The sequence below is a fragment of the uncultured Pontibacter sp. genome (assembly GCF_947502515.1).
GTDB lineage: Bacteria > Bacteroidota > Bacteroidia > Cytophagales > Hymenobacteraceae > Pontibacter.
Genome location: NZ_CANNAI010000006.1, coordinates 297473 through 320719, shown reverse-complemented (window position 1 = coordinate 320719; position 23247 = coordinate 297473). Strand labels below are relative to the sequence as shown.

The following is a 23247-nucleotide window of genomic DNA, read 5'->3' as shown; positions in this document are numbered from 1 at the left end:
CCTCAAATTGATTGAAGGCGGCTTTGCTGTTACATAGGTTCAATAAATGGAGTGCCTTGCGGCATTATCTTACTTCAACTTTCGCAGCGCTTCCCTCAACCTACCCAGTGAGTCTTTGATGCTCTCTAGAGAGGCACCTCCTACAGACAATCGGAACCAGCCCAAATCTGGCGCAGAACCGAAGGCGGAGAAAGGCACCACGGCTAATTTAGCTTCTTCGAGAATGTAGAAGCTGATGTCTTTGCTGGTTTGCAGCACTTGGCCTGATGGCGTGGTTTTACCAGCTAAGTCGAGCTTGGCGGAGAGGTAGATGGCGCCCATCGGTTCAATGGCATCCACGTTGTACCCTTCTTTTTTCAGGTCTTTGAAGGCGTGGTAGAGCAGATCCAGACTCTCGCGCACATTGTGCTTGAACTCGTCCAGGAACACATCTACCGCATCTGTCTGGTGCAGGAATCGGGCTGTGGCTATTTGCTCAGCTTTTGGCGCCCAGGCACCTACGTGTCCAAGAATTGCCTTCATCTTATCAATCACCACTGTTGGGCCAAATGCATAGCCTACACGCACACCTGTGGCGGCAAAGCACTTGGAAGTACCGTCGATGTAAATGGTATAGTCGCGTAGCTCAGGGCGGAGGTTAACCGGGTCGTAATGCTGGTGCGCCCCGAAGGTCAGCATCCAGTAGATCTGGTCGTAAAGAATGTAAAGCGGCTTTCCTCCTGCTCCACGGCTCTTGTTTTCGGCAATCACCAGGTCGCAGATGTCTTCCAGGTCTTTTTTGGAGAACATTGTGCCAGTCGGGTTGAGCGGAGAGCAGAGGGCTAACATGGTTGCTCCTTTCAGACTGGCAGCCACGTCGTTGGCCGTTGGCATAAAGTTGTTGTCCGGACTTGTTTCCACCATTACAGGCGTGGCACTGGAAAGATGGCAGTAGTGGTTGTTGTTCCACGATGGCGTCGGGAAAACCACTTTGTCACCCGGGTCTACAAGGGCCAGGTAGGTCGCGTAAATCAGCGGTCGTGAGCCGCCGGCTACCAGAATATCGTTCTCAGAGTAAGTCAGGCCTAACCGGTCGCGGGTGAAGTCGGCTACGGCTTTGCGCAGCACGGCCACCCCATTGGCCGGCGGGTAATTCGTATGTCCTTCGGCGTAGGCCTCGGCAATGCCAGCCCGCAGTTCGCCAGGTATAGGAAAAATCTTTGGGTCGAAGTCGCCGATGGTAAGGTTGCAGATTTGCTCCCCTTTCGCAATCATTGCGTTCACTTCACCGGCCAGCTTGATGATCTCAGAGCCGATGAGGTTTTGGGCCATTCTTGAAACGGTCATGCGCCTGTGTGTTAGTACGCAACAAGATACTAACTTCTGGAAAAAGTACGTCGCTTGCGGAACACAAAAAAGCTTACCACTTATAATAGCTGCTCTCCTCGCCATCATTCAGGATGTCGGCGGCGGTGTTTGGGCTGCGGCTGATATCGGCCAGTTTGCGTTCGCGCCATACAGCTGCTGATTCGCGGACTACATCCAGATGTGCATCAGACTTTATCCGCTCTTCTTCGCGCTTGGCTTCGATCTCAAACTCCTGACGGGCTGCAAACTTTGCTTCAGCTACAGCCTGGCGGGTGTCGTACTGTTTCTGACGCTCTTGTACCCGATGCATTTCCTGCGTCGTGCGCTCGTGCTCCAGTCCTTTCAGGATGTCATCATAAGGTCCTTTGCTGGTGATCAGTTTCGTAAAAATAGGCGCCGTTTCCAGGCATATGAACAGCAGCGTAATAAAAAATACCGGCAGCCATGGCAACTGGTTCAGGGCATCGATTCTGGCCATCAGGCCATCGTAGTTTGAGAAGCTTTCCTGTCCTTCCGACACGGTACTGTCATACTGCTTCATCAGGTCGGCAATGCGCTGCTCTTTCACCAGAATCCTATTGGCGGCACTGGCCTGCAGCAGCTTAAGCTCTTCGTCTACTTTGTCATACTGTTGCTTTTTCTCTTCATAGATGGGCCCCCTGCCTATTTTACCTGTACCGCCAGTACCATCGGCCTCCGCTGCTACCATTTCGTAGAGCTTGTTCCGCTCCTGCACTTTGGCTTCCACTTCGGCTCGTATACCTGCAATCTCCGACTTCACAGAGTCCACCTCGGCAAACTGCTTGTTCACCAAGGCTTTGTGCTGAATCGCCAACTCTGCCTGCTTTTCTTTCAGGACGGCCTGTATCTCCTTGTCGAAGATCTTCAACTCCAGTGGTTTGGAAATAACCACGGCCAGTACCAGGGCCAGCAGGATACGCGGCGTCACCATCAGCAGTTCTCGCCAGAACTTGCCTTCTTTGCGGATGGTGGAAACGATAAAGCGGTCGAGGTTGAATATAACGGCACCCCAAAGCAAACCAAAGGCCACGGCCATAGGCACAGCATCGAACACCGTATAGAGGGCATAGCCACCCGATATACTGGCCAGCACACCTGTAAATAAAACGGTGGCACCGACACCAGCATATTTTATGTGCTCCGACTTAGAGCACTTCTCAAGAATCGTATCGTCGGCACCGGCGCACCACCAAAAGAATTTCTTCATGTAAACTTCCTGTACAGGTTAAAGCTGAGGCAAAGGCAGCTTGCAATACTAACGTGCAACTTACTGACTTCTATACATTTGCCATTCAAAATGTGACGAAACACCTTCAAAATGTGATGAACTGTATCGTTACTGCGGCAACAACAGCCCGAGCTGCTTAAGTTCAACTGCTTTCGGCTACTCCAGGCCTCTGTTAGGCACTTAAAGCAGGTATAGCAAATGGTCAGCCTGTTGGCTTAAGTGAGTAGCTATGCAGCAGGGCTAGCAGTACCAAAATGCAGGTATAGCAACGAAAAAGGCAGCGACCTCACCAATCACTGCCTTTTTCTATTGATCGCGCTACAAAAGAGCTCCCTCTATAACTCTTAAACTCCTTCGCTGTTTTCGTCTTCATCCGGCAGAATCTCCACATCCTGCACCAACACGAACTTCTCTATTTCACGTGCTCTTGGGGTGTTAGCCAAACCGCCGAGGGCTGTTTCTTTATACTTGCGCTCCATGCTTTCGCCTACTTCGCCGAGGGCCGCCACGCACTGGTCAACCGGGATAACAGCACTCACACCGGCAATGGCTAACTGTGAAGAAGAGTAGGCGATAGCGGCCGCACTGGCGTTGCGCACAATGCAGGGTACTTCCACCAGGCCTGCCACCGGGTCGCATACCAGCCCCAGCATACACTGTATGGTAATGGCCACTGCCGTGAATACCTGCTCCACATTGCCGCCCAGGCAGTACACAATGGCACCTGCCGCCATGGCTGCCGCACTACCCGTCTCGGCCTGGCAACCGCCTACGGCTCCAGCCAGTGAGGCGTTCTGCTCGATGATGAGGGCTATACCTGCTGCCACCAACAGGCCTTCGTGAATCTTGCGGTCTTCGAGTCCGTGTAGTTCCTGCAGGGTAGTCAATGTGCCTGGCAGTATACCAGAGGCACCGGCAGTCGGAGCGGCTACCACACGTCCCATGCACGAGTTCACCTCTTTGGCGCCTAGTGCACGCGACACCAGCATCTGAAACTCCGGCGACAGCACTGTTACCGGCGACTTGGCTACTTTCTTGGCGCTGTTGTTCACCATGCCTGAGCGGGAAGTCATGTCTTCGGTGAGGCCGGTTTGCACGGCATCCTTCATCACCTCGTATGCCTTGGCGATGTTCTCCCAGATAAACTCCTCGGTGCGGCCTTTCTGTTCTACTTCGTACTCCAGCACAGGCTGGTATAGTGGTTCTCCGGTCTCAGCGCAATGCTTTTCCCAGCTCTTAAAATCATTGAATAGTAATGACATATCGTATGGCTTAAATCTGCCCTGCGGCTTACCGCGAGGGGGCGTTAAAGATACTCTAAATTTCAGGAATCAGCTAAAACTCCTGCTCCATTTGATAACACGGCTTCCGGGGTTAATCGTTCTGTTTCGACTGCTACACCTGCTTACCTCAACCTATACCTGTCGCCTCCGTTTTTCTGAGTGAACAAGCGATATCTATACCTGATGGAAAACAAAGACAAGAAGCGTGTGGCCATGCGCATACATGGCCGGGTACAAGGCGTATTTTTCAGAGCCAGCACCCAGGGCAAAGCATTGGAGCTAGGCCTGTACGGCTTTGTGCAGAACGAACCCGACGGCACCGTATACCTGGAGGCGGAGGGAAAGCCTGAAGCACTGAAACAACTGGAGGAATGGGCGCACCAAGGCCCGGACCGCGCACGAGTAGAGAAAGTGGAGGTAGAGGAGAAGGAGGGGCTGAAGGGGTTTGATCGGTTTGAGCAGAGGAGGTAAAAAACACCGATTTTACATTAAAATCTATATATTATTGTATACTTTCACATTAGACAATAATTTTAGATATGGCATACTTTGTAAATCTATTCTCACCTGATACGCTTGAAGCTTTTAATAAATCTGACCAGACCATATCAGGTTTTAGAGAAGGCCAAAGATCCGCTGCCTCTAAAATTAAGGTTGGGGATAGGTTTATTTGTTATGTAACAAGGCTATCAAGATGGATTGGCATACTTGAGGTTACAGATAAGTTTTTTGTAGATGACTCTCCAATCTTTCTAACCGAGGATGACCCATTCATACTGAGATTCAAAGTGAAGCCTCTAGTATGGTTACCCTTGAATTTAGCTGTCCCAATCTATGAAGACATTTGCTGGGAAAATCTCACATTCACTGCTGATCAAGAAAAAACAAGTAGTAAATGGACGAGCATGGTCCGAGGCAGCTTGAGAAAATTCGATGATACTGACGGACAGTTTTTAGAACAGTTGCTTTATAAACAGACTCAAAAGCCTACTAGTTTTCCTTTAAGCGATAGCGATAAAAAGAAGTCGAAAGGACCTACTGTAAAAACACAGCATAATAAGAAAGTTACTGTATCTATTCCTGAAAATGACGAGGCGCCTGTTTCTACAGAACAACCTTCACAATCTCGCGATTCTATAAAAATTCAAGGCTTACTTGCTGGTATTGGTGAGCGTATGAATTATAAAATCTGGATTCCCAAGAACGATAGAAGTAGAGTTCTTGAGGTTTGGAGCCCAATTAAACAAAACTCTGTATTACAGGATCTTCCGCTTAACTATGATAGCGCCACTTTAAAGACTATTGAGAATATTGATATACTTTGGATTAAAGGACGATCTATAATCAGAGCATTTGAAGTGGAGCATACTACTTCGATTTACTCCGGTATCTTAAGAATGGCCGATTTAATGGCTCTTCAACCCAACCTGAAAATCCAGGCACATATTGTAGCTCCAAATGAGAGAAAAGAAAAGGTTCTGCAGGAAATTACCCGCCCTGTTTTTACTTTTTTAGAAAGCGGACCGTTATCAGAGTCTTGTACATTTATTTCTTATGATTCAGTCGAAGAACTTGCTGAAGAGAAAAGATTAGAATATATGACAGACGCTGTTTTAGAAGAATTTTCTGAGGTGGCAGAAGACTCATATTTTTAAATTCCCCATGCCCCTCTCCCTCCTCAACCAAATCCCCTACCTCAGCCCTGACGATATCGCTGCGTTTCTGCCACTGTGGAAGAAGAAGGTGCAGCTCAACAGGTATGATTTTCTGATACGGCAGGGGCAGGTAGAACAGGGGCTATACCTTGTCGCGAGTGGGGCGCTGCGCATTTACTACCCGCTGCCTGACGAGGAAATTTGCGTGGGCTTCGGCTACCCCCATACCTTGCTGGTGTCATTCCCGTCTTTTGTCGATGGCAAACCCTCTGACTACTACATACAGGCCCTCAAAAAAAGTAAACTGCTAGGTATAAGCAAGGCCGATCTGGTGCAGTTGATAGAGCAGCGGCCGAACATCAGGCGCTTCTGGTACGAGCAGCTTGAAAAGGCACTGGTGGGCAAGATAGAGCGGGAAGTGGACCTGTTGTTGCCGGAGCCAGAGCAGCGCCTGCAGCGTGTCATGCAGCGGAGCCCTCACCTGTTCCAACACATCCCCAAAAAGTACATCGCCTCATACCTGCGCATGTCCCCCGAAACACTGAGCCGGATCAGGTAGCCGCTTCGTAAATCTTGACGCTCATCAAGGATTGGGTTTAAGCCGTGCTGTACCTTTGATGCGTACAATATAAAACGATGAATGCTATGAATGCCTTAGACCAAATCTCCCGCACTGTCGAAAATCAGAAGCACACTGTTGTTGCTGCTTTTTTGCCCCTGGAGCTTTCCCTCCTCAACTACAAACCCGCTCCCGACAGCTGGAGCGTACTTGAGTGCCTGGAGCACCTGAACCGCTACAGTCGCTACTACAACCCGGCACTGGCAAAGGCCATTGCGGCAAATTCTGATGACAAGCCTGAGCAGACAATCAGCTACAGCTGGCTCGGCAAGAAGTCGCTGGATATGGTGCGGCCGGACAACGTCAAGAAAAGCAAGACCGTGCGCCACATGAACCCTAACAACAGCCAACTGGGTCGCCAGACGCTGGAGGAGTTTCTGGATCACCAAACCGAACTGCTACAACTCCTCAACAAAGCCAAAAACACCAACCTGAATAAAAAGGCTATACCTGTTGAGTTCTTCAAACTGATGAAGCTGCGCATTGGGGAGACGCTGGAGTTTGTGGCCCTGCACCAGGAGCGGCATCTGCAGCAAGCCCTGAATGTAAAAAAGCAGCTACCCGTCAACCAGGCAGCTGCTTAAATATCTTTAACAAGCTTTACGAAAGCCTACAGCGAGTTGTAGTAGGCAACCAGTTTGGCCATGTCGCTGTCGTCGCGCAGGTTTAGCGCATTTGATTTGATGTAAGTCTCCAGGTAATCTTTTTTGTCAGGTATGGCAGAGAGCAGGGAGTTTTTCGACTTCTTCACTTTTACTGCCCTGTCGCCCACTGCGATGTAATAGTCTTCGCTTGCCTGCACTTCTCTGTCAATAGTGGCCGAGCTGTAGTGCTTGCGATCAAATATTTTTTTGGATGTGCGCTTCAAAAGCGACACTTGTCCATCGGCGAGTACTTCCATGAAAGCATTGGCCGACACCCCGTCGCCGCTATACCCTGAGCGGAAAGTACGCTCTACAGGCTGGTTGTTTTCGATATACCCTATCTTAAACTCCTGCACTGGCTCCAGCAGCTCCTTCACGTCGCCATTCTTCGCCTTGAAGATGATGGCGTCCTTCACCTGGTCATACATCAGGTCGATGCCCTGGTAAACCGTGCCGTTCTTGAGCGTCAGGGTGCCTTTCGCCCATTCTTTGTGCAGGTACGGCGAGCCTATCATGGTGATGGTGTTGTACTCGTGCACCGGACGGGCCTCCATGTCGTTGGTATGCGTGAATTGCGCGTGCGCCTGCAGGCTAAAGCAACAGCCGATCAGCATCACTAAACCGAATCGTAAGAAGACAGCTTTCATAGGGCGTTTGTTTTTAAGTTAAAATTAAGATTCCAGATTATTATAGTAAGCTACAAGCTTGGCCATGTCCTGCTCCTGCCTCAGGTCCAGGCGATTGGCTTTTACATACGCTTCAAGTTCAGACTGCCTGTTGCCTATGGCCTTGATCAGCGACTTCTTGTCCTTTTTCAGCTTCGTCAGCTTTCCCTCTCTGTTGGCCAGGTAGTAACTTTCCTGCGCCACGATGGACTTCACTTTTGTCGCAGAGCTATAAGGTACCTCTTCATACACCCGTTTGGTTGTTCGCTTCAAAAGCTGTGTGGGGCCATCGGCCAGTACTTCATAAAAAGCATCTAAAGGCGTAGCATCAATGGATTCATATCCTCTCATGAACAAGCGCTTCATCAGTTCAAATTCCACGACAGGCTGCATAAACAACTGCGCCTCTCCTTTCTTGTTACTGAACATAAGCTCATCTGCAACCTGGTCATACTTCAGCCGAACGCCGATGTACTCTTTCCCGTCTTCCAGCTTCACCCAGCCCTCCTGCCATTCGTCATCCAGATAAGGCGAGCCCTTCACATCCAGGTACTGCTTTGCCATAATGGGGCGGCCCATGTAGTCGACTATCTCAGTTTGAGCAAATGCTCCGGAACCAAGCAGCAAACAAAAACAACAAGTATACGCCCACCTCAACATCATAATTGCTCTATCAACTTATTAATAAGACTTTTCAGTCTTTGAATATAATACTTATTTGTTAAATCTGGTAATCACCCACTACAATATGTATTTGGCTCCCTGCCCTCGTTCTTATTGCGGCCAAAATTAACTTTCTTGCGCTTAATTTTGTTCTAACCCGGCTCCTGCTACAAACAGAGCCACCAGATTATGCGCGAAAAAGTAGTTAGTTATAGTTTTTTCTTTTTTGGATTGCTGCTGTTCGGCTTTGCCAATGCCATTGCCGTGAAGGTGAAGTACCTGGGCCTGCACCCCTGGGAGGTGCTCAATGTGGCGCTGTTTCAACAAATCGGCTTTACGATCGGTACCTGGAGCGTAATTGTGGGGTTATTCTTTGTGGCTATTTCGTGGTTCATCAACCGCAAATATATTAACGTGGGCACCTTCCTCAACGCGCTTCTTGTAGGGCCGTTCATGGACATGTTCCTTTGGCTCGACATCCTGCCATCGGCCACCAATACGCCACTCGACTACCTGAACCTGGCCGTATCAGTGGTGATAGCAGGTATAGCCGGTGGAATGTATGTTGCAGGTGGTGTGGGCGCAGGTCCGCGCGATGGGTTCATGCTGGCTTTGTCGGAGCGGGTCAACATGTCTGTCAGCCGCACCCGCATCATGGTAGAGTGCCTGATCCTGGGTATAGGCTATGTGCTGGGCGGCCCGATCTTTATAGCTACTTTCTTATATACCTTTATCATGAGCCCAATCTTCCAGGTGACGCTCCGCTTCTTCCAGAAAATGCGCAACAACCTGATCGAGGCGAAAGTGACGGTATAGGTATAACTACCCATGCACGATTCGGACAGGATTGCTGGTGCATGATTCGGACAGGTCGCGACCAGTCCCTACGGAAACTGCCCTGCTGCGTAGCAATACGACGTTACGGTGTAACGTCGCTACAAGCACAACTTTTCTGACTTTCTAACTTCCAGACTTTCTACCTTATTCTGATTTCTTCTTTTGCTCCTGTGTTCAGGTCGATCTGGTAGAGTTGATGGCTGTTGGTGCTGGTGACCCAAAGATGGCCATTCAGGTATAGCAGGTCATTGGGTTCGTGCAAGCCGTCCGTCAGGGTGCGGACGCGGTGCCGTTCCATGTCGAGCACTTTGATCTTGCCATTGTAGGTGTCAGCGATGTACACGTCGCTGTCAATCACCTCGAGACCTACGCAGTGCTGCAACAGGGCATCGTCCACGTCGCCATCCACATCCCCAAAATCAAACAGCCCACGGCCAAGCGGGGTGAGCACCATGCCGGTCTTGAGGTTGACGGTGCGGATGGCACTGGCTTCGGCATCGGCCACATAGAGCACCTCGCCCCGAATAGAGAGTCCGCTGGGCTGGTTGAAGGCAGCTTCGTCCAGCAGGCCGTCGGTGAGGGCTTCGCGGCCACTTCCGGCAAAGCGGTATACCTGCTCGGTTTCCAGGTCCATGCGCAGGATCTGGTGATTGCCGGCATTGGCAATGAACATGCTGCGCCCGTGTATGAGCAGGTCCCAGGGGCTATTGGGGTTCACAGGCTCCTGCCGCTTGTCGTCATGAAAGTAGTACTCCAGTTCACCGGTGCCGGCGGCGGTGCTGACCATGCGGTGCTGCAGGTCCACTTTGCGGATGGCGTTGTTCTTGGCATCGGCTACATAAAGCACATCGCCCTGCAAAGCCAAACCATGTGGTTCGTTGAAGGTTGCATCTGCGTAGCCACCATTAAGAAAACCTCTTTCTCCACTGCCGATCACTTCGAGCACCTGTCCCTGCTGGCTCAGCTTCAAAATGCGGTTGTGCCCGCTGTCAGACAGGTATAGGTTACCCTCTGCGTCGCTGATCAGTTTGGAGGGAAAGGAGAGTATACCGGAGTCGGGAGCCTCAGGCTGCACAGGTATAGGCGTTTGGTTGAGCTCATCTATAAACTCCTCTTTCATGCGCTGGATGTAAGGCCGCACGGTATCGTACACACCCTCTCCGGCATGCTGCCCTACCACCTTGCCATTCGGGTCGATGAGCACCGTAGTAGGCCATGCCCGCACACCGTACTGGTTCCAGATGGCAAAATCGGCGTCGTTTACCACTGGGTGCTCTACCCCGAATTTCTGGATAGCCTGCCGGATGGTTTCGGTCTGCTTTTCAGCATCGAACTTAGCGGAGTGTATACCGATCACTACCAGCACATCGGCAAACTCATCTTCCAGCCGTTTCAGGTCCGGCACGATGTGCTGACAGTTGATGCAGCCAAAGGTCCAGAAGTCCAGCAACACGATCTTGCCTCTGAAGTCCTTGATAGACCAGCTCCGGTCGGTGTTGAGCCAGCCGTGCGGCGTATTGATCTCTGGTGCATTGACGCGTCCGGTTAACATAGCGCAATTTGGTTTAGGTATAGTGGATTATCTGGTACAGGCATAGGTCAGGAAAGGTTGTTTGTATAACGTCGGCAGGCGGCATTTGTATATGTATGCTGAAGATGACTTGTTATGCCTGAATCCGGGCTTTGCCTGTAGCCAGAACAGCGCTTATGCCAAGAAGTTATTTTATCGTAAATTTGTGTAAAACTGCTGCGGCGCTATGGAGGAAACCTACCTGTCTGATTTCGGAACGATCCTGCTTTTCCTGATTGGGGGAGCAATCTTTGTGGTGATCGGTCTGTTTACCGCTAGGCTTATCCGCCCCAACAGACCTAACCCCGAAAAGCTGACGACTTATGAATCAGGTGAGGAGCCGATCGGCAACTCATGGGTGCAGTTCAACCCGCGGTTTTATGTGGTGGCGCTTATCTTTATCATTTTCGATGTGGAGCTAGCTTTCCTGTTTCCCTGGGCTACAGTGTTTGGTCGCCGCGATCTGATCGAGGCCACTGACGGTGTATGGGGCTGGTTTGCCCTGATTGAGATGTTTATATTTATCGGTGTACTGGCGCTTGGTCTGGCCTATGCCTGGGTGAAAGGCCACCTCGACTGGATCAGACCCAAGCCGGTGGTGCCGCAAAGCCGCTCCCGTATACCGAAGGAGGTATACCAGCGCTTAAACGAGCAGCGAAAAGCCAACAGCTAAAACAGAAAACCATCGTTAGCAAGCACAGATTTATTCATTACTCATTAGTTATTAATCATTAACCATTGAACATTCCACAGGACAAGACGGGAGAAGGCGGTGTGATCATCACCAAACTGGACGACCTGCTCAACTGGGCGCGACTGACCTCGCTGTTCCCGATGGGTTTTGGTCTGGCCTGTTGCGCCATCGAGATGATGGGGGCCTACGCCTCCGGCTACGATCTTGATCGCTTCGGCATCATACCGCGGGCCTCGCCTCGTCAGTCGGATGTGATGATCGTGGCTGGCACTGTCACCTTTAAAATGGCCGACCGTGTCCGCCGCCTTTACGAGCAGATGCCGGAGCCGCGCTATGTGATCTCGATGGGCAGCTGCTCCAACTGCGGCGGCCCCTATTGGGAGCACGGTTACCATGTGGTGAAGGGCGTGGACCGCATTATACCTGTGGATGTCTATGTACCCGGCTGCCCTCCAAGACCGGAAGCACTGATCGGTGGCTTCCTGCGCCTGCAGGAGATCATCCGCCAGGAAACCATCCGCGAGCCTCGTGCCGTGCAGCAGATCATGGCAAAACGAATTGAAAAAGTAATGAGTAATGAAGAATTAATAATGACTAATGAGGAGCCAAGAATGACTAATGAAGAATTAGGAATGAGTAATGATCCATCAAAGCCGGATGATCAGCAAAACCCGATCGTTTAAAACGACTCCTCATTAATCATCACTTATTAAAGAGTCATTAGTCACTAATCATTACTCATTAATAATTACTCATTAAAAACCCATGCACTTCGGAGAGATAAAGGACTTTGTAGCAGCGCAGTTTGGTGCGGAGGTGATCGTATCGGAGCATGCCAATAACCTGCAGCCCTTCCTGGTGCTCCAAACGGAGCGACTGGCAGAGGTATGCCTGGAATTGCACGACAACGAAGCAACTTATTTCGACTTTCTCTCCAGCGTGACAGGTATAGACAACGGCCCCGAGGCCGGCACCATGGAAGTGGTGTATAATCTTTACTCTATACCTTACGACCACCACCTGATGCTCAAAGTGATCGTGCCTCGCAACAACACTTCGGAGCAGCCTATACCTACTGTGCCGACCGTGAGCCACATCTGGCGCACCGCCGACTGGCAGGAGCGGGAGATCTTCGACCTAGTGGGCATTCTGTTTAAAGACCACCCAGACATGCGCCGCATCCTCTGTGCCGCCGACTGGGAAGGTCACCCGCTCCGCAAAGATTACAAGCTACAGGACTACTACCACGGCATCAAAGTGCCTTACGACAACCATAACGAGTACAGCGGTTTCCGGGGTGAGCCAGTACAGCTGATTTCTTCAGAAGATCCGTTCGGTGATAAGCGGGAGAAGCCGGAGGCGTAGCAGGACAAAACTTAGATCACCATCTTCTCAAAGCACACACTATTCTCTACCCCGGCATACTGCCCGTAATTGGGGAATAGCTGATAGCCGTTCTTTTTGTAGAGGCTGATGGCTTCCGGCTGCTTCAGGCCGGTTTCTAGAATGCAGCGGGTATAGGAAAGCTCCCGTGCCCACCCCTCCAATTCGGCCAATACCTGGCCGGCTATACCTCTGCCTCTGCTGGCTGGCAGCACATACATGCGCTTCACTTCCATGGTACCCGGCTCGTATGCTTTGATGGCGCCACATCCCAGGGCTTTCCCATCTTCATAAGCCAGCACGACATACTTTATCTTGTCGATCTTGTTGTACTGTGCATAAAAGGCGTGCTCTTCTCCATCCCGAATAGCCAGGTCTGCATCGAGCAATCTGACGAGCGCTACAAAGTCGGGATCATCTGAATCGGTTCTTTTCAGGTATAGCATGGGTTTGTTGAGGGGTTTACTGTGAGTGAAGATCGGCAGCTTGCTATCACAGTTCAAATTTGCATAATGTTTTCACATATTCCTTCCGCTGATACCAGTCATTGTATACTAACTCGATTGTGTTGACTATGGATGTGCCAAAGGAATGATCCCTGTGGTTCTCTACTACCCTTAAAAATTCGTCCTTATTTCTGAGTTTTTCCTTAAATCTGACTACTGTCGAGTGAGCTGTTTGTATGCTGTAACGTTTGTCAATGGACTGCTCTAAACCTGAATCCCGGAAGTTACTTCTCAGGTTATCACGAAGCTGGCTAAGCGTATTATCCGCTAAAAATCCCTGCACCATCAGACAGGACGGAGAAGCAGTAAGCCCCTTGAATTCTACCTCAAAGGGACCCAACCCATGTATGCTTTTTCTGACAGTCTTTACGTAATCTTCCACCCGAATCTGCCCCAAGTCGAAGCCATTATAACATGAAATGATCGACATCACGGTTACATGCAGATCCGAATCCCGGTAAAAATACTGATTTGGTTCGATCAGTTTAAGCTTGGAGAGTAGCTTTTGAATCTCTTCTTTTACAACATCATCTGGCCGCAGTAAAAGGGTGATCCCGAATCTGTTATCACTGGTAGCATCAATTAACTCGTCGATCTGATAAGCATCTGCCTGTATGCAGCGAATCGAATCCTGATACAGTTTATGATAATGCTCCTGTAAATTCATGCAGCTATTTTTAGATTAACTGGGAGGGGTATTGATTCATCCTTGCAAGGGACTAGTGTAGTTGATTAGCGATGCTCCGCAAGGGTTAAGGCTGAGCTGGATTAACTTGCTTTATTTCTTTTTGTTAAGCAAGTTAAAATAATCATTCGCTTCTTTCAGCAACGTTTTTTCCGGGTCTATGGAGTCGTCTTCAAATCGGTTATGCCCAGTAGTTACATAATCAATAAGTTTCTGGTTATTAAAGTAGTAGCGTCCTTCAAAAGTTCTCTCTGTTTTGGATTGATCAAACTGTTCTTTCTTGCTGTCATACACAAAGGCGTTGAACTTTTCATAAACAAATATCAGACTTCCATTTTGAAAATAGTACTCCTTTATTTCAATCCCATTCGAAAGCCCAACCCACTGATGTATCTTTCTAATTATCCCTGTTTCGTAGTATCCGGTCAGTATACCACCACCATCTGTCATACTGCCTAAGAACTCTTCGTTCTCTAACTTCACCTTTTTAAGTGTAGTTGTATTGTTGATATTCGTAAACTCCTGCCTAATAGCTTTAATTTGTTCACTCTTCGATTGTCCAAACAATGCTGTATTAATAGAAAATAGCAGCAGGAACAAAGCTATAATTTTGAGTAATTTCATGATGTTGATGTAACGTTTCGTATATGCAAAGCCGAAGCCTAAACTATGCACAAAACGTTACCTGCTTTTTTTCTTATTCTTTAAGTATATTTCAACCAATCCATTCTTAGCATTACTTCCGTAGACTTCAGGATTAGGAGTGTCATACATTGCAATATTCTGTATGTCTTCTTTTTTTATGTCATTGACTAATTGCCTTGCTTGGTATACCCGTATAGGCATACCATCTACAACTACCTGCATGCAATCTTGGCATACATAGTCACGTATGACAAGCTTTGGAAGGTTATCATTTAAGTTAGCTCTGACTTTAGAAAGAATCCTTTCCTTCTCTTCTTCGGTCTGATTACTACCCGTACTAAGAACAGTGACATATTTGCAATCACGGTTAAAGAATGTTGTCTTTGATAAGTCAACAAGCTCAGTAAAAATAATCTGCTGCTTTTTATAATTTCTTAGAGCACTGTTGATGCTTTTTTCATCATACACTTCTCCTTCAAGAATGTAGATGTCGCATAAGTCTACAGAATCCAGACTTACTCTATACCTTGCTTCAATCAAGCCCTTCATTGATTCAATACTCGCTTTTTGCGCAACCACAACATTTAGCTGAAAAGCAATGATCAGAACTATAAGTAGAGCTTTTTTCATAAATAGAAATTGCAAGTAACGGCTTATGTAAACAGCGTGTTGGCCGAAGTATGTTGTTTAAACCATATTAGCCAATGCTTTTCTACTAAATGGCTTAAATGCCAGCACAAAAGCCAAAACAATTGCTATAACCCCAATTTGAGCTACGAAATACCCAAAGTCGGAGTGGTTGAAGCTAAATATGCTCAACAGGAATAATATTACAATAGCCTTCTCAATTCTATTTAAGTCTTTCCATTGGAGTATTCCACAAGTTATGGCAGCAATCCAAAAGCCCCAAGCTATCAATCCAGCTGAAGCAACCGGCCGATTTAATCCATTGCCATAGTTGATTAAAGTAAAAAATAATCCTCCTACTAAAGCCGAAATCAAAATTATGATAACCAGAGTATTGTTATGGGTTCTTTTCTCAATGATATATCCTGCTGGAAAAATTATTAAAGCTATTCTTAACCAACCAAATAAGCCATTACTGTCAAGAGGATAAGTCAAAAATCTATACCATTGCAGAGGTTGAGATAAACTACTAGGGAATAGTATTAGATATTCACTTATTTCCTTTTCAAAGAGCATTCCTATTGTCCTGATTAGAATTGTGCTCACCAGAAGCATAATCAAGAACTTTATTGTAAAAGTTGGTTTCTCTTTTATCAAATTCATCTTTTAAGTTTTGGCTAACTACTGTATAAACGGAATCCACATCCTGTTTTTGTCATTTTCCACAGATAACCCGAACCGGATTACCGAATATACTATATACTCAGTAAACTATACTTTTCTTTCCCATTGTCTTCCGCAAAACTCCCTCTCCATAATTCACCCATTTTTCCGAACTTTGCTTAACTCATAACCTTAAACTAAATCTCCTCTTGTCTACCACGCACAAAGAATACCTGCTGCAGTCGGAGCCGAACAAGTTCAGCCTGGATAATCTGCGGGCGGGCGAAATGATCGTGAACATGGGGCCGCAGCACCCGAGCACGCACGGTGTCCTGCGCCTCGAGGTGGTTACAGACGGGGAGATCATTACCAATGTAGCGCCACACATCGGCTACCTGCATCGCTGCTTTGAGAAGCACGCCGAGAGCATGGCCTACAACCAGACCATCCCTTACGTGGATCGCATGGATTACCTGGCGGCCATGAACTCGGAGCATGTGTGGTGCATGGGCGTGGAGAAGTTATTGGGTATAACCGATCAGATTCCGAAGCGGGTAGAATATATCCGGGTGCTGGTAGCAGAGCTCAATCGCCTAGCCTCACACTTTCTGGCGATCGGTACTTACGCCATTGACATTGGAGCTTTCACACCGTTTTTGTGGCTGCTGCGCGATCGGGAACACATCCAGCGCCTGCTCGAGTGGACCTCCGGAGCCCGCATGCTCTATAACTACATTTGGGTGGGTGGTCTGTACTATGACCTGCCTATCGGCTTTGAAGAGCGCTGCCGTGAGTTTATCAACTACCTGCAACCCAAGCTCGACGAACTCGATACTATCCTGCTCACTAATAAGATTTTCATTGACCGCACTGCTAACGTTGGCGTGCTGCCGCTGGATGTAGCCATTAACTACGGCTGTTCCGGCCCGATGCTGCGTGGCTCCGGCCTGCGCCACGACTTGCGCCGCGTCGATGGGTATAGCGTATACCCTGAGCTGGAATTTGAAGTGCCAATCGGCGAAGGCATCATGGGCAGCACCGGCGACTGCTGGGACCGCAACTATGTGCGGGCGCTCGAGTGCCGCGAGTCAGTTAAGATCATCAGCCAATGCCTTGATGTGCTGCTCGGCGAGCACAAGCGCACCCCAGACTTTGATCCGCAGGCGGCCTGCCCCAAGAAAATGCGCATGACCGGCACACAGGAGCTTTACTTCCGGGGCGAAACGCCTCGTGGCGAGTTGGGCTACTTCTTCCGCACTACCGACCGCAGCGACGTGCCTTTCCGCTGCCATGGCCGTGCCCCAAGCTTTGTGAACCTATCTGTACTGCCCGAAATAAGCCGCGGCTGCATGGTAGCCGACCTGATCGCTATTGTTGGCTCCGTGGATATCGTGCTGGGCGAAGTGGACAGGTAAACTACTTGCTGCTTCGGGCAAAAGTACATGTTACGGCATGCTATGTGGCCCCCTCTTAAAACTCATGCTACTCTTAATCGTTAAAAATTAGGGAGGTGTTGATTGATGCACTTCAGAATACCAGATGTATTTCCTATAGCAAGTATATGAGACTAAACCAGCTATTCACTGTACACTTACTTTGGCTCACAATCCTGCTAGGTCCTACCGTGGCAACTGCCCAGGTAAAACCTTCCAAAAAGCCCGGTCCTGACACGCTCCGGTCTATCTCCGTAGACCCACGTTTCTTCGTACCCCCTGGCGACACGGTACTCCCCGGTCAGAAAAAGCCTTTCACAGAATCACAGCGACTGGAGGGTGACAACAAGCGTTACCTCAAGCGAGCCGTTATACCTGCCGTCGCACTGATCGGTGCCGGTATCTATACCATGGGAGGAGATGGTATCCTGAACAGCGATGATGTCTTTAACTACCGGCACAGAGTATTCCCTAAGTTTGCAACCAACGCCGATGATTTTGCCATGCTGGCCCCTTTGGTAGGTCTCTATGGCTTCAACATTATTTCGTCTCAGAACAGGCACGAACTCGGGCGCCAAACGTTGCTACTCCTTTCTTCCGGAGCATTGGCTTCGGCTATCGTATGGCCCACCAAGAAACTTACAGACAGAGACAGACCTAACGGCAAGCCCTATGCCTTCCCCTCCGGTCACACGGCCTACGCCTTCACGATCGCCACTTTCATGGACAAGGAGTTCCGGCACAAGAGCCCTTGGGTAAGTGTGGTGAGCTATGGTATAGCTGGTGGCACTGGTGTGCTGCGTGTGCTGAACGATGCCCATTGGTTATCTGATGTGCTGGCTGGTGCAGGTGTAGGCATTATATCCGTGAATACTGTCTACTGGGTACAGGCCAAACTCACCAAGGGCGGCGGTCTGAACACAGCCATGTACCCTACTGTGCTGCCAAACGGGCAGATGGGCATGGCCATGTCGGTGACTTTCTAAACATTCATCCTGTACATCAGGTATAGTTTGGCGTCTCTCTGTCTATGGGGAGGCGCCAATTCTTTTTATATTTACTGCATGCCAACACTCCGACTGCTCTTGCTACTGCAACTTCTGCTCTGTACCGCCACCTCCCTGGCGCAGGTATACAATATGCAGGGCACAGTGCGCGATGCCAACACCCGGGAACGGCTACCTTTTGTGAGCATCGTGGTCAATGGAGGCGAGACAGGCACCACCTCTAACCTGGATGGCCAGTACCAGCTCCACCACAACCGCCCGATCACTAGTCTGCGTTTCAGCTACGTGGGCTATACTCCACAAACGGTTCCGGTTGATTCACTTTCTCAACTCGACATTACCTTGCGACCATCGGCAGCCCAGCTGCAGGAAGTCGTGATCCGGTCAGGTATAAACCCGGCGCACCGCATTATCCAGCTGGCCAACCAAAACCGTGACCGCCACCGCCTCGAAAACATTCCGGCTTATACCTACCGCACTTACAACAAGTTTATCCTGACTGCCAACGCACCGGATGATCTCGACTTGCATGATACGCTGCGCCTGGCAGAGCAGGACTCTTCTTTTTTGCGCATGCGCAACCTACTGACCAGACAGCACCTCTTCCTGATGGAGAGCATCACAGACTATGCACAGCTGGGTAAGAATCTTTCAAAGGAAACCATCCTGGCAACACGGGTGTCCGGGCTGCAGCAACCCAGTTTTGGCGTAGTAGCAGCTGAGGCGCGGGAGTTTTCAGTGTATGATGACATGCCGGTGTTCTTCGGGAAGCGCTACCTGAGTCCTCTGAGCAATGGCAGCATCAGGCGCTATGACTTCGTACTACAGGAAACGGCTGTGGTCGGAGCTGACACGGTCTTCATCATCTCCTATGCCCCTCAACCCGGCAAGAATTTCAATGGCCTGAGAGGATTGCTCTACATCAACAGCGATGGCTGGGCCGTGCAGAACGTGCTGGCCGAGTCGCACGCTGATGACAAAAGGGGCCTGAAACTGCAGCAGCAATTTGTGAAAGTAGCCAACCGGCAGTGGTTCCCTGCTGAGTTGGATGTGGAGATAACCGTGCAGCAGATCTACATGCGAGGGCACCAGCCGTACGGACACATTCGCACCTACATCACCAACGTAAACCTGGACCCGCCCCTGCGCCGCAGCGATTTTGGCGTGATCGCCCTGGAGCAGCGCCCCGATGCCTGGCGACAGCCGGAACTACTCTGGCAGCAGTATCGCCCCGACTCTCTTTCAGCAAAAGAGCAAACTACTTACCAGCGCCTCGACAGTGTAGGACAGGCGCAAAAGCTGGACCGCACCATCCGAACGATGGAGTACCTCATGGCGAAGCAGCTTCCTATCGGCCCCATCAGTCTGGACCTGAACCGCTTGCTTAAGGTAAGTCGGTTTGAAGGCCTTCGGCTAGGTATAGGCGCCCATACCAACAGCCTGCTTTCGGAGCGCTTTACGGTTGGTGGCTACTGGGGCTACGGCCTGCGCGACAAGGAACACAAATATGGTGCTGATGCCACCGTCAAGCTGCACAAACCTTCTGAACTCACGCTTTCGGTCGCTTATGCTGAAGATGTAGAAGAACCGGGTGGCCGTCGGTTGCCTTTCAGGGAGCGTAGTTTGGTCAGCGAACTGCGACCTGCTTTGTTACCCAACCTGGACTATACCACCCAGCGAAGTACCGGCCTGAGTGGGCGCATGCTGCGTTATGTGCAGTGGCAGGCAGGTATACGGCAGGAACAGCGTCGGCCTACCTTACCGCTTTTCGCCCCTGAGTCAGGTATAGCAATGCCGGAATTCAACCTGGCTGAAGCGACAGCAGGTATACGCTTTGCCTATGGAGAACAGTATATGCAGCTATTCAACCGCACGATGCCCATGCCAAGCCGTTACCCAGTGCTGTGGTTGCAGTACACGCAAGGCATAGACGCTTTGGAGAGTGACGGCTATACCTACAACAAGCTCGACTTGCGTGCTGAAGGGGCTTTCCGGCAGCGCAGCTTAGGAGAGACCAGTTTTGTGCTGGCAAGCGGCTGGGTACAGGGCGATGCGCCTTTTGTAAGCTTATACAATGGCTACGGCAGCTATAGCTCTAACTACAACGTGTATGCAGGTGAAGGATTTGAGACGATGCGCCCATACGAGTTTTTTTCTGATCGCTACGTAGCCTTGTTCCTACGCCAGGACCTGGGCAAGCGCCTGCTGAACACCAAACTCTTCAAGCCTGACCTGGTACTCGTGCAGAACATGGGCATCGGCGATCTACGTCAGTCTATACCTGATTTAGAGCCGCTCGAGTACAGCAACATGCGCAAAGGCTTTTTCGAATCCGGCCTGATGCTCAACAACATCATCAGTTCCGCCTTCTCCGGTGTTGGAGTAGGCGCATTTTACCGCTACGGGCCATACGCGCTACCACAGGCTAAAGATAACCTGAAGTTCAAACTGACGGCAACACTGGCTTTTTAGGTATGGGCTCAATTAGAGCAAGATAGATCATGGTCTTAACATGGCGGCTTACGCTTATATACCTTGTAGTAGCGAACTAATAAATGTGGGTTTACAAAATGCGTATAACTATCTTCAGGTTCAGAAGTATAAAAATAACGTATGAAAATCCTATCCGCCCAACAAACCCGTGAAGCTGATGCCCAGACCATCAGCGAGGAAGGTATTGCTTCAGAAGAATTGATGGAACGGGCGGCGCGTGCCTTTACGGGCTGGCTGGAAAACAAATTTACACCGGAACACCCTGTGTACATTTTCTGCGGCCCCGGAAACAATGGCGGCGATGGACTGGTGGCAGCCCGGCTCCTGCACCAGCGCCTCTACGATGTAAAGCTCTACTTGGTAAACGACGGCGGCCAGACGTCCACGGATTTTCAGATCAACCTGGAGCGACTGCCACATGAAGTGCCCCCACACCAGATCAGCAGCAAAGATGACCTGCCTGCTATACCTGACAAAGCCTGTGTTATCGATGCCTTATTCGGCACCGGTCTTTCCAGACCTGTCACCGGGCTCTATGCCGATGCGATCAACTGGCTAAATAAGCATAGCAACTGTACCGTCGCGATTGATGTACCTTCAGGTCTGTACACCGATAAGCAAACGCCAGCAGAAGGAGCGATTGTGCAGGCAGATCATACGGTAAGTTTCGAGTTGCCGAAGCTCGCTTTTTTTCTGCCACAGCATGAGCAGTACGTAGGAGAATGGCACATCGTCAGTATTGGCCTGAGTCCGACATACCTGGCGGAGGCGGAGTCGAACTTCCATTATGTGACCCAAAAAGAGATTCAGCAGCTGCTAAAGCCTCGCACCAAATTCTCACACAAAGGTACCCACGGACATGCCCTGCTGCTTTGCGGAGGCTATGGCAAAATAGGAGCGGCAGTGCTGGCGGCCAGGGCCTGCCTGCGTAGCGGAGTAGGCTTGCTCACTGTACAGGCTCCCGCCATTGGCTATGACGTGCTGCAAACGGCTGTGCCGGAGGCCATGCTTTTACCTGACAGCAACCGCAGGCATTTATCCGGGCTGCCGGAGACTATAGAAAAATTTGATGCTATCGGTATTGGCCCGGGAATAGGCACTGAGCGTGTCACCAAAACCATGCTGGGCCAATTGTTGGCTACCTCTGAGCTGCCCCTGGTCATCGACGCAGACGCGATCAACCTGATTGCCAGCAGCGACAAACTCAAGGTGCAGCTTCCAAAAGAGAAGGTCATCTTTACGCCGCACCCCAAAGAGTTTGAACGGCTGGTCTGCAAAAGCAATAATGAATATGAAAGGCTGGAGGAATTGCGTGAATTTTGCAGAGTCTACCAATGCTACATGGTACTCAAAGGAAGTCATTCAGCCATCGCTACACCGGAAGGAGACATTTACTTCAACACTTCAGGCAATGCAGGTATGGCCACAGGCGGGACAGGTGATGTGCTGACCGGTATTCTGACAGCCCTGGTAGCGCAGGGCTATACCTTAAAAGAGGCTTGTCTACTGGGCGTATACTTGCACGGGCTGGCCGGTGATCTGGCCAAGGGGACGGTAGGAGAGATCGCTATGATCGCGTCGGACGTAATACAACATTTGCCACAGGCATTTCAGCACTTGAGCCGCTCTTAGCTCACAGCCAGGTATACGAAAGCAAAATGCACCAGCATGGCGCCATCGGCTAATAAGGCATAATAGATTCGGGGCTTTTCTTCGGAGGCATTCCACACGATCAGTCCAGCTACCAGAGCAGCACTCATTAAGCTGATCAAGATTGCTCCTTGCTCCGTCAACAGTACCAGCAGCAGGTATAGCAGGAGGAGCCCGAGGGACAAAAACCGTGTATAGTGCTCGCCTAGCAAACCGGGAAAGGTGAGGGTGCGGGTGCGGCGGTCGTAGGTATAGTCGCGGATGTCGAATAGCAGGGCCAGTGCCAGTATAAACAGGAAGCGCCGCACCCAGATCAGTATTACCTGACTGTCTAACTGCACTGCTGCATCAATCAAAGGAAACAGCACCGTCACGGCAGACCAGACTAAAGCGATCAAAAACACCTTCAGCAGCGGCACACTCCTGAAAGGCTTCATCCGGTTGCTCCCCAGTGGCACGGTATAACCAACTGAGATTAGCGCCAGCGCCAGCACAAACCACAGGTTGATCCGGAGTTCGTACAGGAAGAAGAGGACTACCGCCCCTGCCAAACTAAGCAATGCCAGCACGGTCAACTCCCGCTGGTGCCGTATGCTCCAGGATTGCCCCGCTATACTTGTACCCCACCCGCGCCAGGTGCGCTGCAGGCTGCTGGTGTTGTAGGTAAAGAGTGTTGCCAGAAACACAAAGCCTGCCATTGGGAGGGATACTTCATTGCCCGTCAGCAGATAGGTCTCCACTGTCAACCCGAAAGCGCAGAGCGAAATGAACACACTGCTGTAGAGAAAGGCTTCTATACCTGCTCTAAGCCAACTTGCCAGTGGCTGTTGGCGCCTTATCCCGCTGTGTTCTTTTTCTGGCATTCTTCTCTGCAAGTTCGCAATTCAGGTACGGCTTTCAAATGCTGAACGGCTGTAAATAAAAAAGCC

At 50.0% G+C, this 23247-nt stretch carries 24 protein-coding genes; 12 read left to right on the top strand and 12 right to left on the bottom strand.

From position 1 onward, the window contains the following. Positions 1–69 precede the first annotated feature (69 nt). From Q1A54_RS16255 to sdaAA, 3 genes are all read right to left on the bottom strand, one after another. Entirely contained in the window at positions 70–1326 is a 1257-nt protein-coding gene (locus tag Q1A54_RS16255; protein ID WP_299990284.1) for an aminotransferase class I/II-fold pyridoxal phosphate-dependent enzyme, read from the bottom strand. A gap of 73 nt (positions 1327–1399) precedes the next feature. Further along, on the bottom strand, positions 1400–2575 hold the full coding sequence (locus tag Q1A54_RS16250) for a DUF4407 domain-containing protein (protein ID WP_299990282.1): 1176 nt from the start codon (positions 2573–2575) through the stop codon (positions 1400–1402). A 365-nt stretch (positions 2576–2940) separates the two neighbouring features. Further along, entirely contained in the window at positions 2941–3858 is a 918-nt protein-coding gene (sdaAA, locus tag Q1A54_RS16245) for an L-serine ammonia-lyase, iron-sulfur-dependent, subunit alpha (protein WP_299990280.1), read from the bottom strand. A 204-nt stretch (positions 3859–4062) separates the two neighbouring features. On the opposite strand from sdaAA, the gene Q1A54_RS16240 reads away from it, so the two are divergent. The 4 genes from Q1A54_RS16240 to Q1A54_RS16225 all read left to right on the top strand — a co-directional run bounded on the left by Q1A54_RS16240 (position 4063) and on the right by Q1A54_RS16225 (position 6737). Further along, entirely contained in the window at positions 4063–4350 is a 288-nt protein-coding gene (locus tag Q1A54_RS16240) for an acylphosphatase (protein WP_196121112.1), read from the top strand. Between the two features lie 68 nt (positions 4351–4418). Then, complete coding sequence (locus Q1A54_RS16235) at positions 4419–5534, top strand: hypothetical protein (protein WP_196121113.1); 1116 nt, start codon at positions 4419–4421, stop codon at positions 5532–5534. 7 nt (positions 5535–5541) lie between these two features. After that, positions 5542–6093, top strand: a complete 552-nt coding sequence (locus tag Q1A54_RS16230; RefSeq protein WP_299990277.1) for a Crp/Fnr family transcriptional regulator — start codon at positions 5542–5544, stop codon at positions 6091–6093. 86 nt (positions 6094–6179) lie between these two features. Continuing rightward, complete coding sequence (locus Q1A54_RS16225) at positions 6180–6737, top strand: DinB family protein (RefSeq protein ID WP_299990275.1); 558 nt, start codon at positions 6180–6182, stop codon at positions 6735–6737. A gap of 26 nt (positions 6738–6763) precedes the next feature. On the opposite strand, the gene Q1A54_RS16220 is transcribed toward Q1A54_RS16225, so the two are convergent. Further along, positions 6764–7444 (bottom strand): hypothetical protein, encoded by a 681-nt coding sequence (locus Q1A54_RS16220; protein WP_299990273.1) that lies wholly within the window; start codon positions 7442–7444, stop codon positions 6764–6766. A 24-nt stretch (positions 7445–7468) separates the two neighbouring features. Further along, entirely contained in the window at positions 7469–8026 is a 558-nt protein-coding gene (locus Q1A54_RS16215) for a hypothetical protein (protein WP_299990271.1), read from the bottom strand. Between the two features lie 288 nt (positions 8027–8314). On the opposite strand from Q1A54_RS16215, the gene Q1A54_RS16210 reads away from it, so the two are divergent. After that, positions 8315–8941, top strand: coding sequence for a YitT family protein (locus tag Q1A54_RS16210; RefSeq protein WP_299990269.1), 627 nt, complete (start codon positions 8315–8317; stop codon positions 8939–8941). Positions 8942–9101: 160 nt separating this feature from the next. Here Q1A54_RS16210 and Q1A54_RS16205 read toward each other — a convergent pair whose 3' ends face one another. After that, positions 9102–10514: a thioredoxin-like domain-containing protein gene (locus Q1A54_RS16205; RefSeq protein ID WP_299990267.1), complete on the bottom strand. Its 1413-nt coding sequence runs from the start codon at positions 10512–10514 to the stop codon at positions 9102–9104. Positions 10515–10719: 205 nt separating this feature from the next. Between Q1A54_RS16205 and Q1A54_RS16200 the strand changes: the two genes are divergently transcribed. From Q1A54_RS16200 to Q1A54_RS16190, 3 genes are all read left to right on the top strand, one after another. Then, positions 10720–11205 (top strand): NADH-quinone oxidoreductase subunit A, encoded by a 486-nt coding sequence (locus tag Q1A54_RS16200; RefSeq protein WP_299990265.1) that lies wholly within the window; start codon positions 10720–10722, stop codon positions 11203–11205. Positions 11206–11270: 65 nt separating this feature from the next. Next, positions 11271–11909 carry an NADH-quinone oxidoreductase subunit NuoB gene (nuoB, locus tag Q1A54_RS16195; protein WP_299990263.1) on the top strand — a complete coding sequence of 213 codons (639 nt, stop codon included), beginning with the start codon at positions 11271–11273 and terminating at the stop codon, positions 11907–11909. 82 nt (positions 11910–11991) lie between these two features. Further along, positions 11992–12591: an NADH-quinone oxidoreductase subunit C gene (locus Q1A54_RS16190; protein WP_299990261.1), complete on the top strand. Its 600-nt coding sequence runs from the start codon at positions 11992–11994 to the stop codon at positions 12589–12591. Positions 12592–12602: 11 nt separating this feature from the next. Here Q1A54_RS16190 and Q1A54_RS16185 read toward each other — a convergent pair whose 3' ends face one another. The 5 genes from Q1A54_RS16185 to Q1A54_RS16165 form a co-directional block, all read right to left on the bottom strand. Further along, on the bottom strand, positions 12603–13055 hold the full coding sequence (locus Q1A54_RS16185) for a GNAT family N-acetyltransferase (RefSeq protein WP_299990259.1): 453 nt from the start codon (positions 13053–13055) through the stop codon (positions 12603–12605). A 46-nt stretch (positions 13056–13101) separates the two neighbouring features. Continuing rightward, the gene (locus tag Q1A54_RS16180) at positions 13102–13782 is read right to left on the bottom strand and encodes a mutarotase (protein WP_299990257.1); all 681 of its coding nucleotides are present in this window, start codon (positions 13780–13782) and stop codon (positions 13102–13104) included. Between the two features lie 111 nt (positions 13783–13893). Further along, positions 13894–14424, bottom strand: coding sequence for a hypothetical protein (locus tag Q1A54_RS16175; protein WP_299990255.1), 531 nt, complete (start codon positions 14422–14424; stop codon positions 13894–13896). A 57-nt stretch (positions 14425–14481) separates the two neighbouring features. Continuing rightward, positions 14482–15075 carry a hypothetical protein gene (locus tag Q1A54_RS16170; RefSeq protein ID WP_299990253.1) on the bottom strand — a complete coding sequence of 198 codons (594 nt, stop codon included), beginning with the start codon at positions 15073–15075 and terminating at the stop codon, positions 14482–14484. 57 nt (positions 15076–15132) lie between these two features. Continuing rightward, positions 15133–15735, bottom strand: a complete 603-nt coding sequence (locus Q1A54_RS16165) for a hypothetical protein (RefSeq protein ID WP_299990251.1) — start codon at positions 15733–15735, stop codon at positions 15133–15135. Positions 15736–15944: 209 nt separating this feature from the next. Here Q1A54_RS16165 and Q1A54_RS16160 point away from each other — a divergent pair, with 209 nt between their 5' ends. From Q1A54_RS16160 to Q1A54_RS16145, 4 genes are all read left to right on the top strand, one after another. Then, complete coding sequence (locus Q1A54_RS16160) at positions 15945–17150, top strand: NADH-quinone oxidoreductase subunit D (RefSeq protein ID WP_196116990.1); 1206 nt, start codon at positions 15945–15947, stop codon at positions 17148–17150. 146 nt (positions 17151–17296) lie between these two features. Beyond that, the gene (locus Q1A54_RS16155; protein ID WP_076421417.1) at positions 17297–18154 is read left to right on the top strand and encodes a phosphatase PAP2 family protein; all 858 of its coding nucleotides are present in this window, start codon (positions 17297–17299) and stop codon (positions 18152–18154) included. A gap of 78 nt (positions 18155–18232) precedes the next feature. Next, entirely contained in the window at positions 18233–20647 is a 2415-nt protein-coding gene (locus Q1A54_RS16150; protein ID WP_299990247.1) for a DUF5686 and carboxypeptidase-like regulatory domain-containing protein, read from the top strand. A 141-nt stretch (positions 20648–20788) separates the two neighbouring features. Continuing rightward, positions 20789–22300 carry an NAD(P)H-hydrate dehydratase gene (locus Q1A54_RS16145; RefSeq protein ID WP_299990245.1) on the top strand — a complete coding sequence of 504 codons (1512 nt, stop codon included), beginning with the start codon at positions 20789–20791 and terminating at the stop codon, positions 22298–22300. On the opposite strand, the gene Q1A54_RS16140 is transcribed toward Q1A54_RS16145, so the two are convergent. Then, a complete protein-coding gene (locus Q1A54_RS16140; RefSeq protein WP_299990243.1) occupies positions 22297–23181 on the bottom strand; it encodes a UbiA family prenyltransferase in 885 nt (294 codons plus the stop codon). The two genes, Q1A54_RS16145 and Q1A54_RS16140, sit on opposite strands and share 4 nt — an antisense overlap. Between the last annotated feature and the right edge of the window lie 66 nt (positions 23182–23247).

Bases quoted from the DNA above. Each gene is read 5' to 3' on its own strand.
- Q1A54_RS16255 (WP_299990284.1), bottom strand. From the start codon at position 1,326: ATGACCGTTTCAAGAATGGCCCAAAACCTCATCGGCTCTGAGATCATC.
- Q1A54_RS16250 (WP_299990282.1), bottom strand. From the start codon at position 2,575: ATGAAGAAATTCTTTTGGTGGTGCGCCGGTGCCGACGATACGATTCTT.
- sdaAA (WP_299990280.1), bottom strand. From the start codon at position 3,858: ATGTCATTACTATTCAATGATTTTAAGAGCTGGGAAAAGCATTGCGCT.
- Q1A54_RS16240 (WP_196121112.1), top strand. From the start codon at position 4,063: ATGGAAAACAAAGACAAGAAGCGTGTGGCCATGCGCATACATGGCCGG.
- Q1A54_RS16235 (WP_196121113.1), top strand. From the start codon at position 4,419: ATGGCATACTTTGTAAATCTATTCTCACCTGATACGCTTGAAGCTTTT.
- Q1A54_RS16230 (WP_299990277.1), top strand. From the start codon at position 5,542: ATGCCCCTCTCCCTCCTCAACCAAATCCCCTACCTCAGCCCTGACGAT.
- Q1A54_RS16225 (WP_299990275.1), top strand. From the start codon at position 6,180: ATGAATGCCTTAGACCAAATCTCCCGCACTGTCGAAAATCAGAAGCAC.
- Q1A54_RS16220 (WP_299990273.1), bottom strand. From the start codon at position 7,444: ATGAAAGCTGTCTTCTTACGATTCGGTTTAGTGATGCTGATCGGCTGT.
- Q1A54_RS16215 (WP_299990271.1), bottom strand. From the start codon at position 8,026: ATGGCAAAGCAGTACCTGGATGTGAAGGGCTCGCCTTATCTGGATGAC.
- Q1A54_RS16210 (WP_299990269.1), top strand. From the start codon at position 8,315: ATGCGCGAAAAAGTAGTTAGTTATAGTTTTTTCTTTTTTGGATTGCTG.
- Q1A54_RS16205 (WP_299990267.1), bottom strand. From the start codon at position 10,514: ATGTTAACCGGACGCGTCAATGCACCAGAGATCAATACGCCGCACGGC.
- Q1A54_RS16200 (WP_299990265.1), top strand. From the start codon at position 10,720: ATGGAGGAAACCTACCTGTCTGATTTCGGAACGATCCTGCTTTTCCTG.
- Q1A54_RS16190 (WP_299990261.1), top strand. From the start codon at position 11,992: ATGCACTTCGGAGAGATAAAGGACTTTGTAGCAGCGCAGTTTGGTGCG.
- Q1A54_RS16185 (WP_299990259.1), bottom strand. From the start codon at position 13,055: ATGCTATACCTGAAAAGAACCGATTCAGATGATCCCGACTTTGTAGCG.
- Q1A54_RS16180 (WP_299990257.1), bottom strand. From the start codon at position 13,782: ATGAATTTACAGGAGCATTATCATAAACTGTATCAGGATTCGATTCGC.
- Q1A54_RS16175 (WP_299990255.1), bottom strand. From the start codon at position 14,424: ATGAAATTACTCAAAATTATAGCTTTGTTCCTGCTGCTATTTTCTATT.
- Q1A54_RS16170 (WP_299990253.1), bottom strand. From the start codon at position 15,075: ATGAAAAAAGCTCTACTTATAGTTCTGATCATTGCTTTTCAGCTAAAT.
- Q1A54_RS16165 (WP_299990251.1), bottom strand. From the start codon at position 15,735: ATGAATTTGATAAAAGAGAAACCAACTTTTACAATAAAGTTCTTGATT.
- Q1A54_RS16155 (WP_076421417.1), top strand. From the start codon at position 17,297: ATGAGACTAAACCAGCTATTCACTGTACACTTACTTTGGCTCACAATC.
- Q1A54_RS16150 (WP_299990247.1), top strand. From the start codon at position 18,233: ATGCCAACACTCCGACTGCTCTTGCTACTGCAACTTCTGCTCTGTACC.
- Q1A54_RS16145 (WP_299990245.1), top strand. From the start codon at position 20,789: ATGAAAATCCTATCCGCCCAACAAACCCGTGAAGCTGATGCCCAGACC.
- Q1A54_RS16140 (WP_299990243.1), bottom strand. From the start codon at position 23,181: ATGCCAGAAAAAGAACACAGCGGGATAAGGCGCCAACAGCCACTGGCA.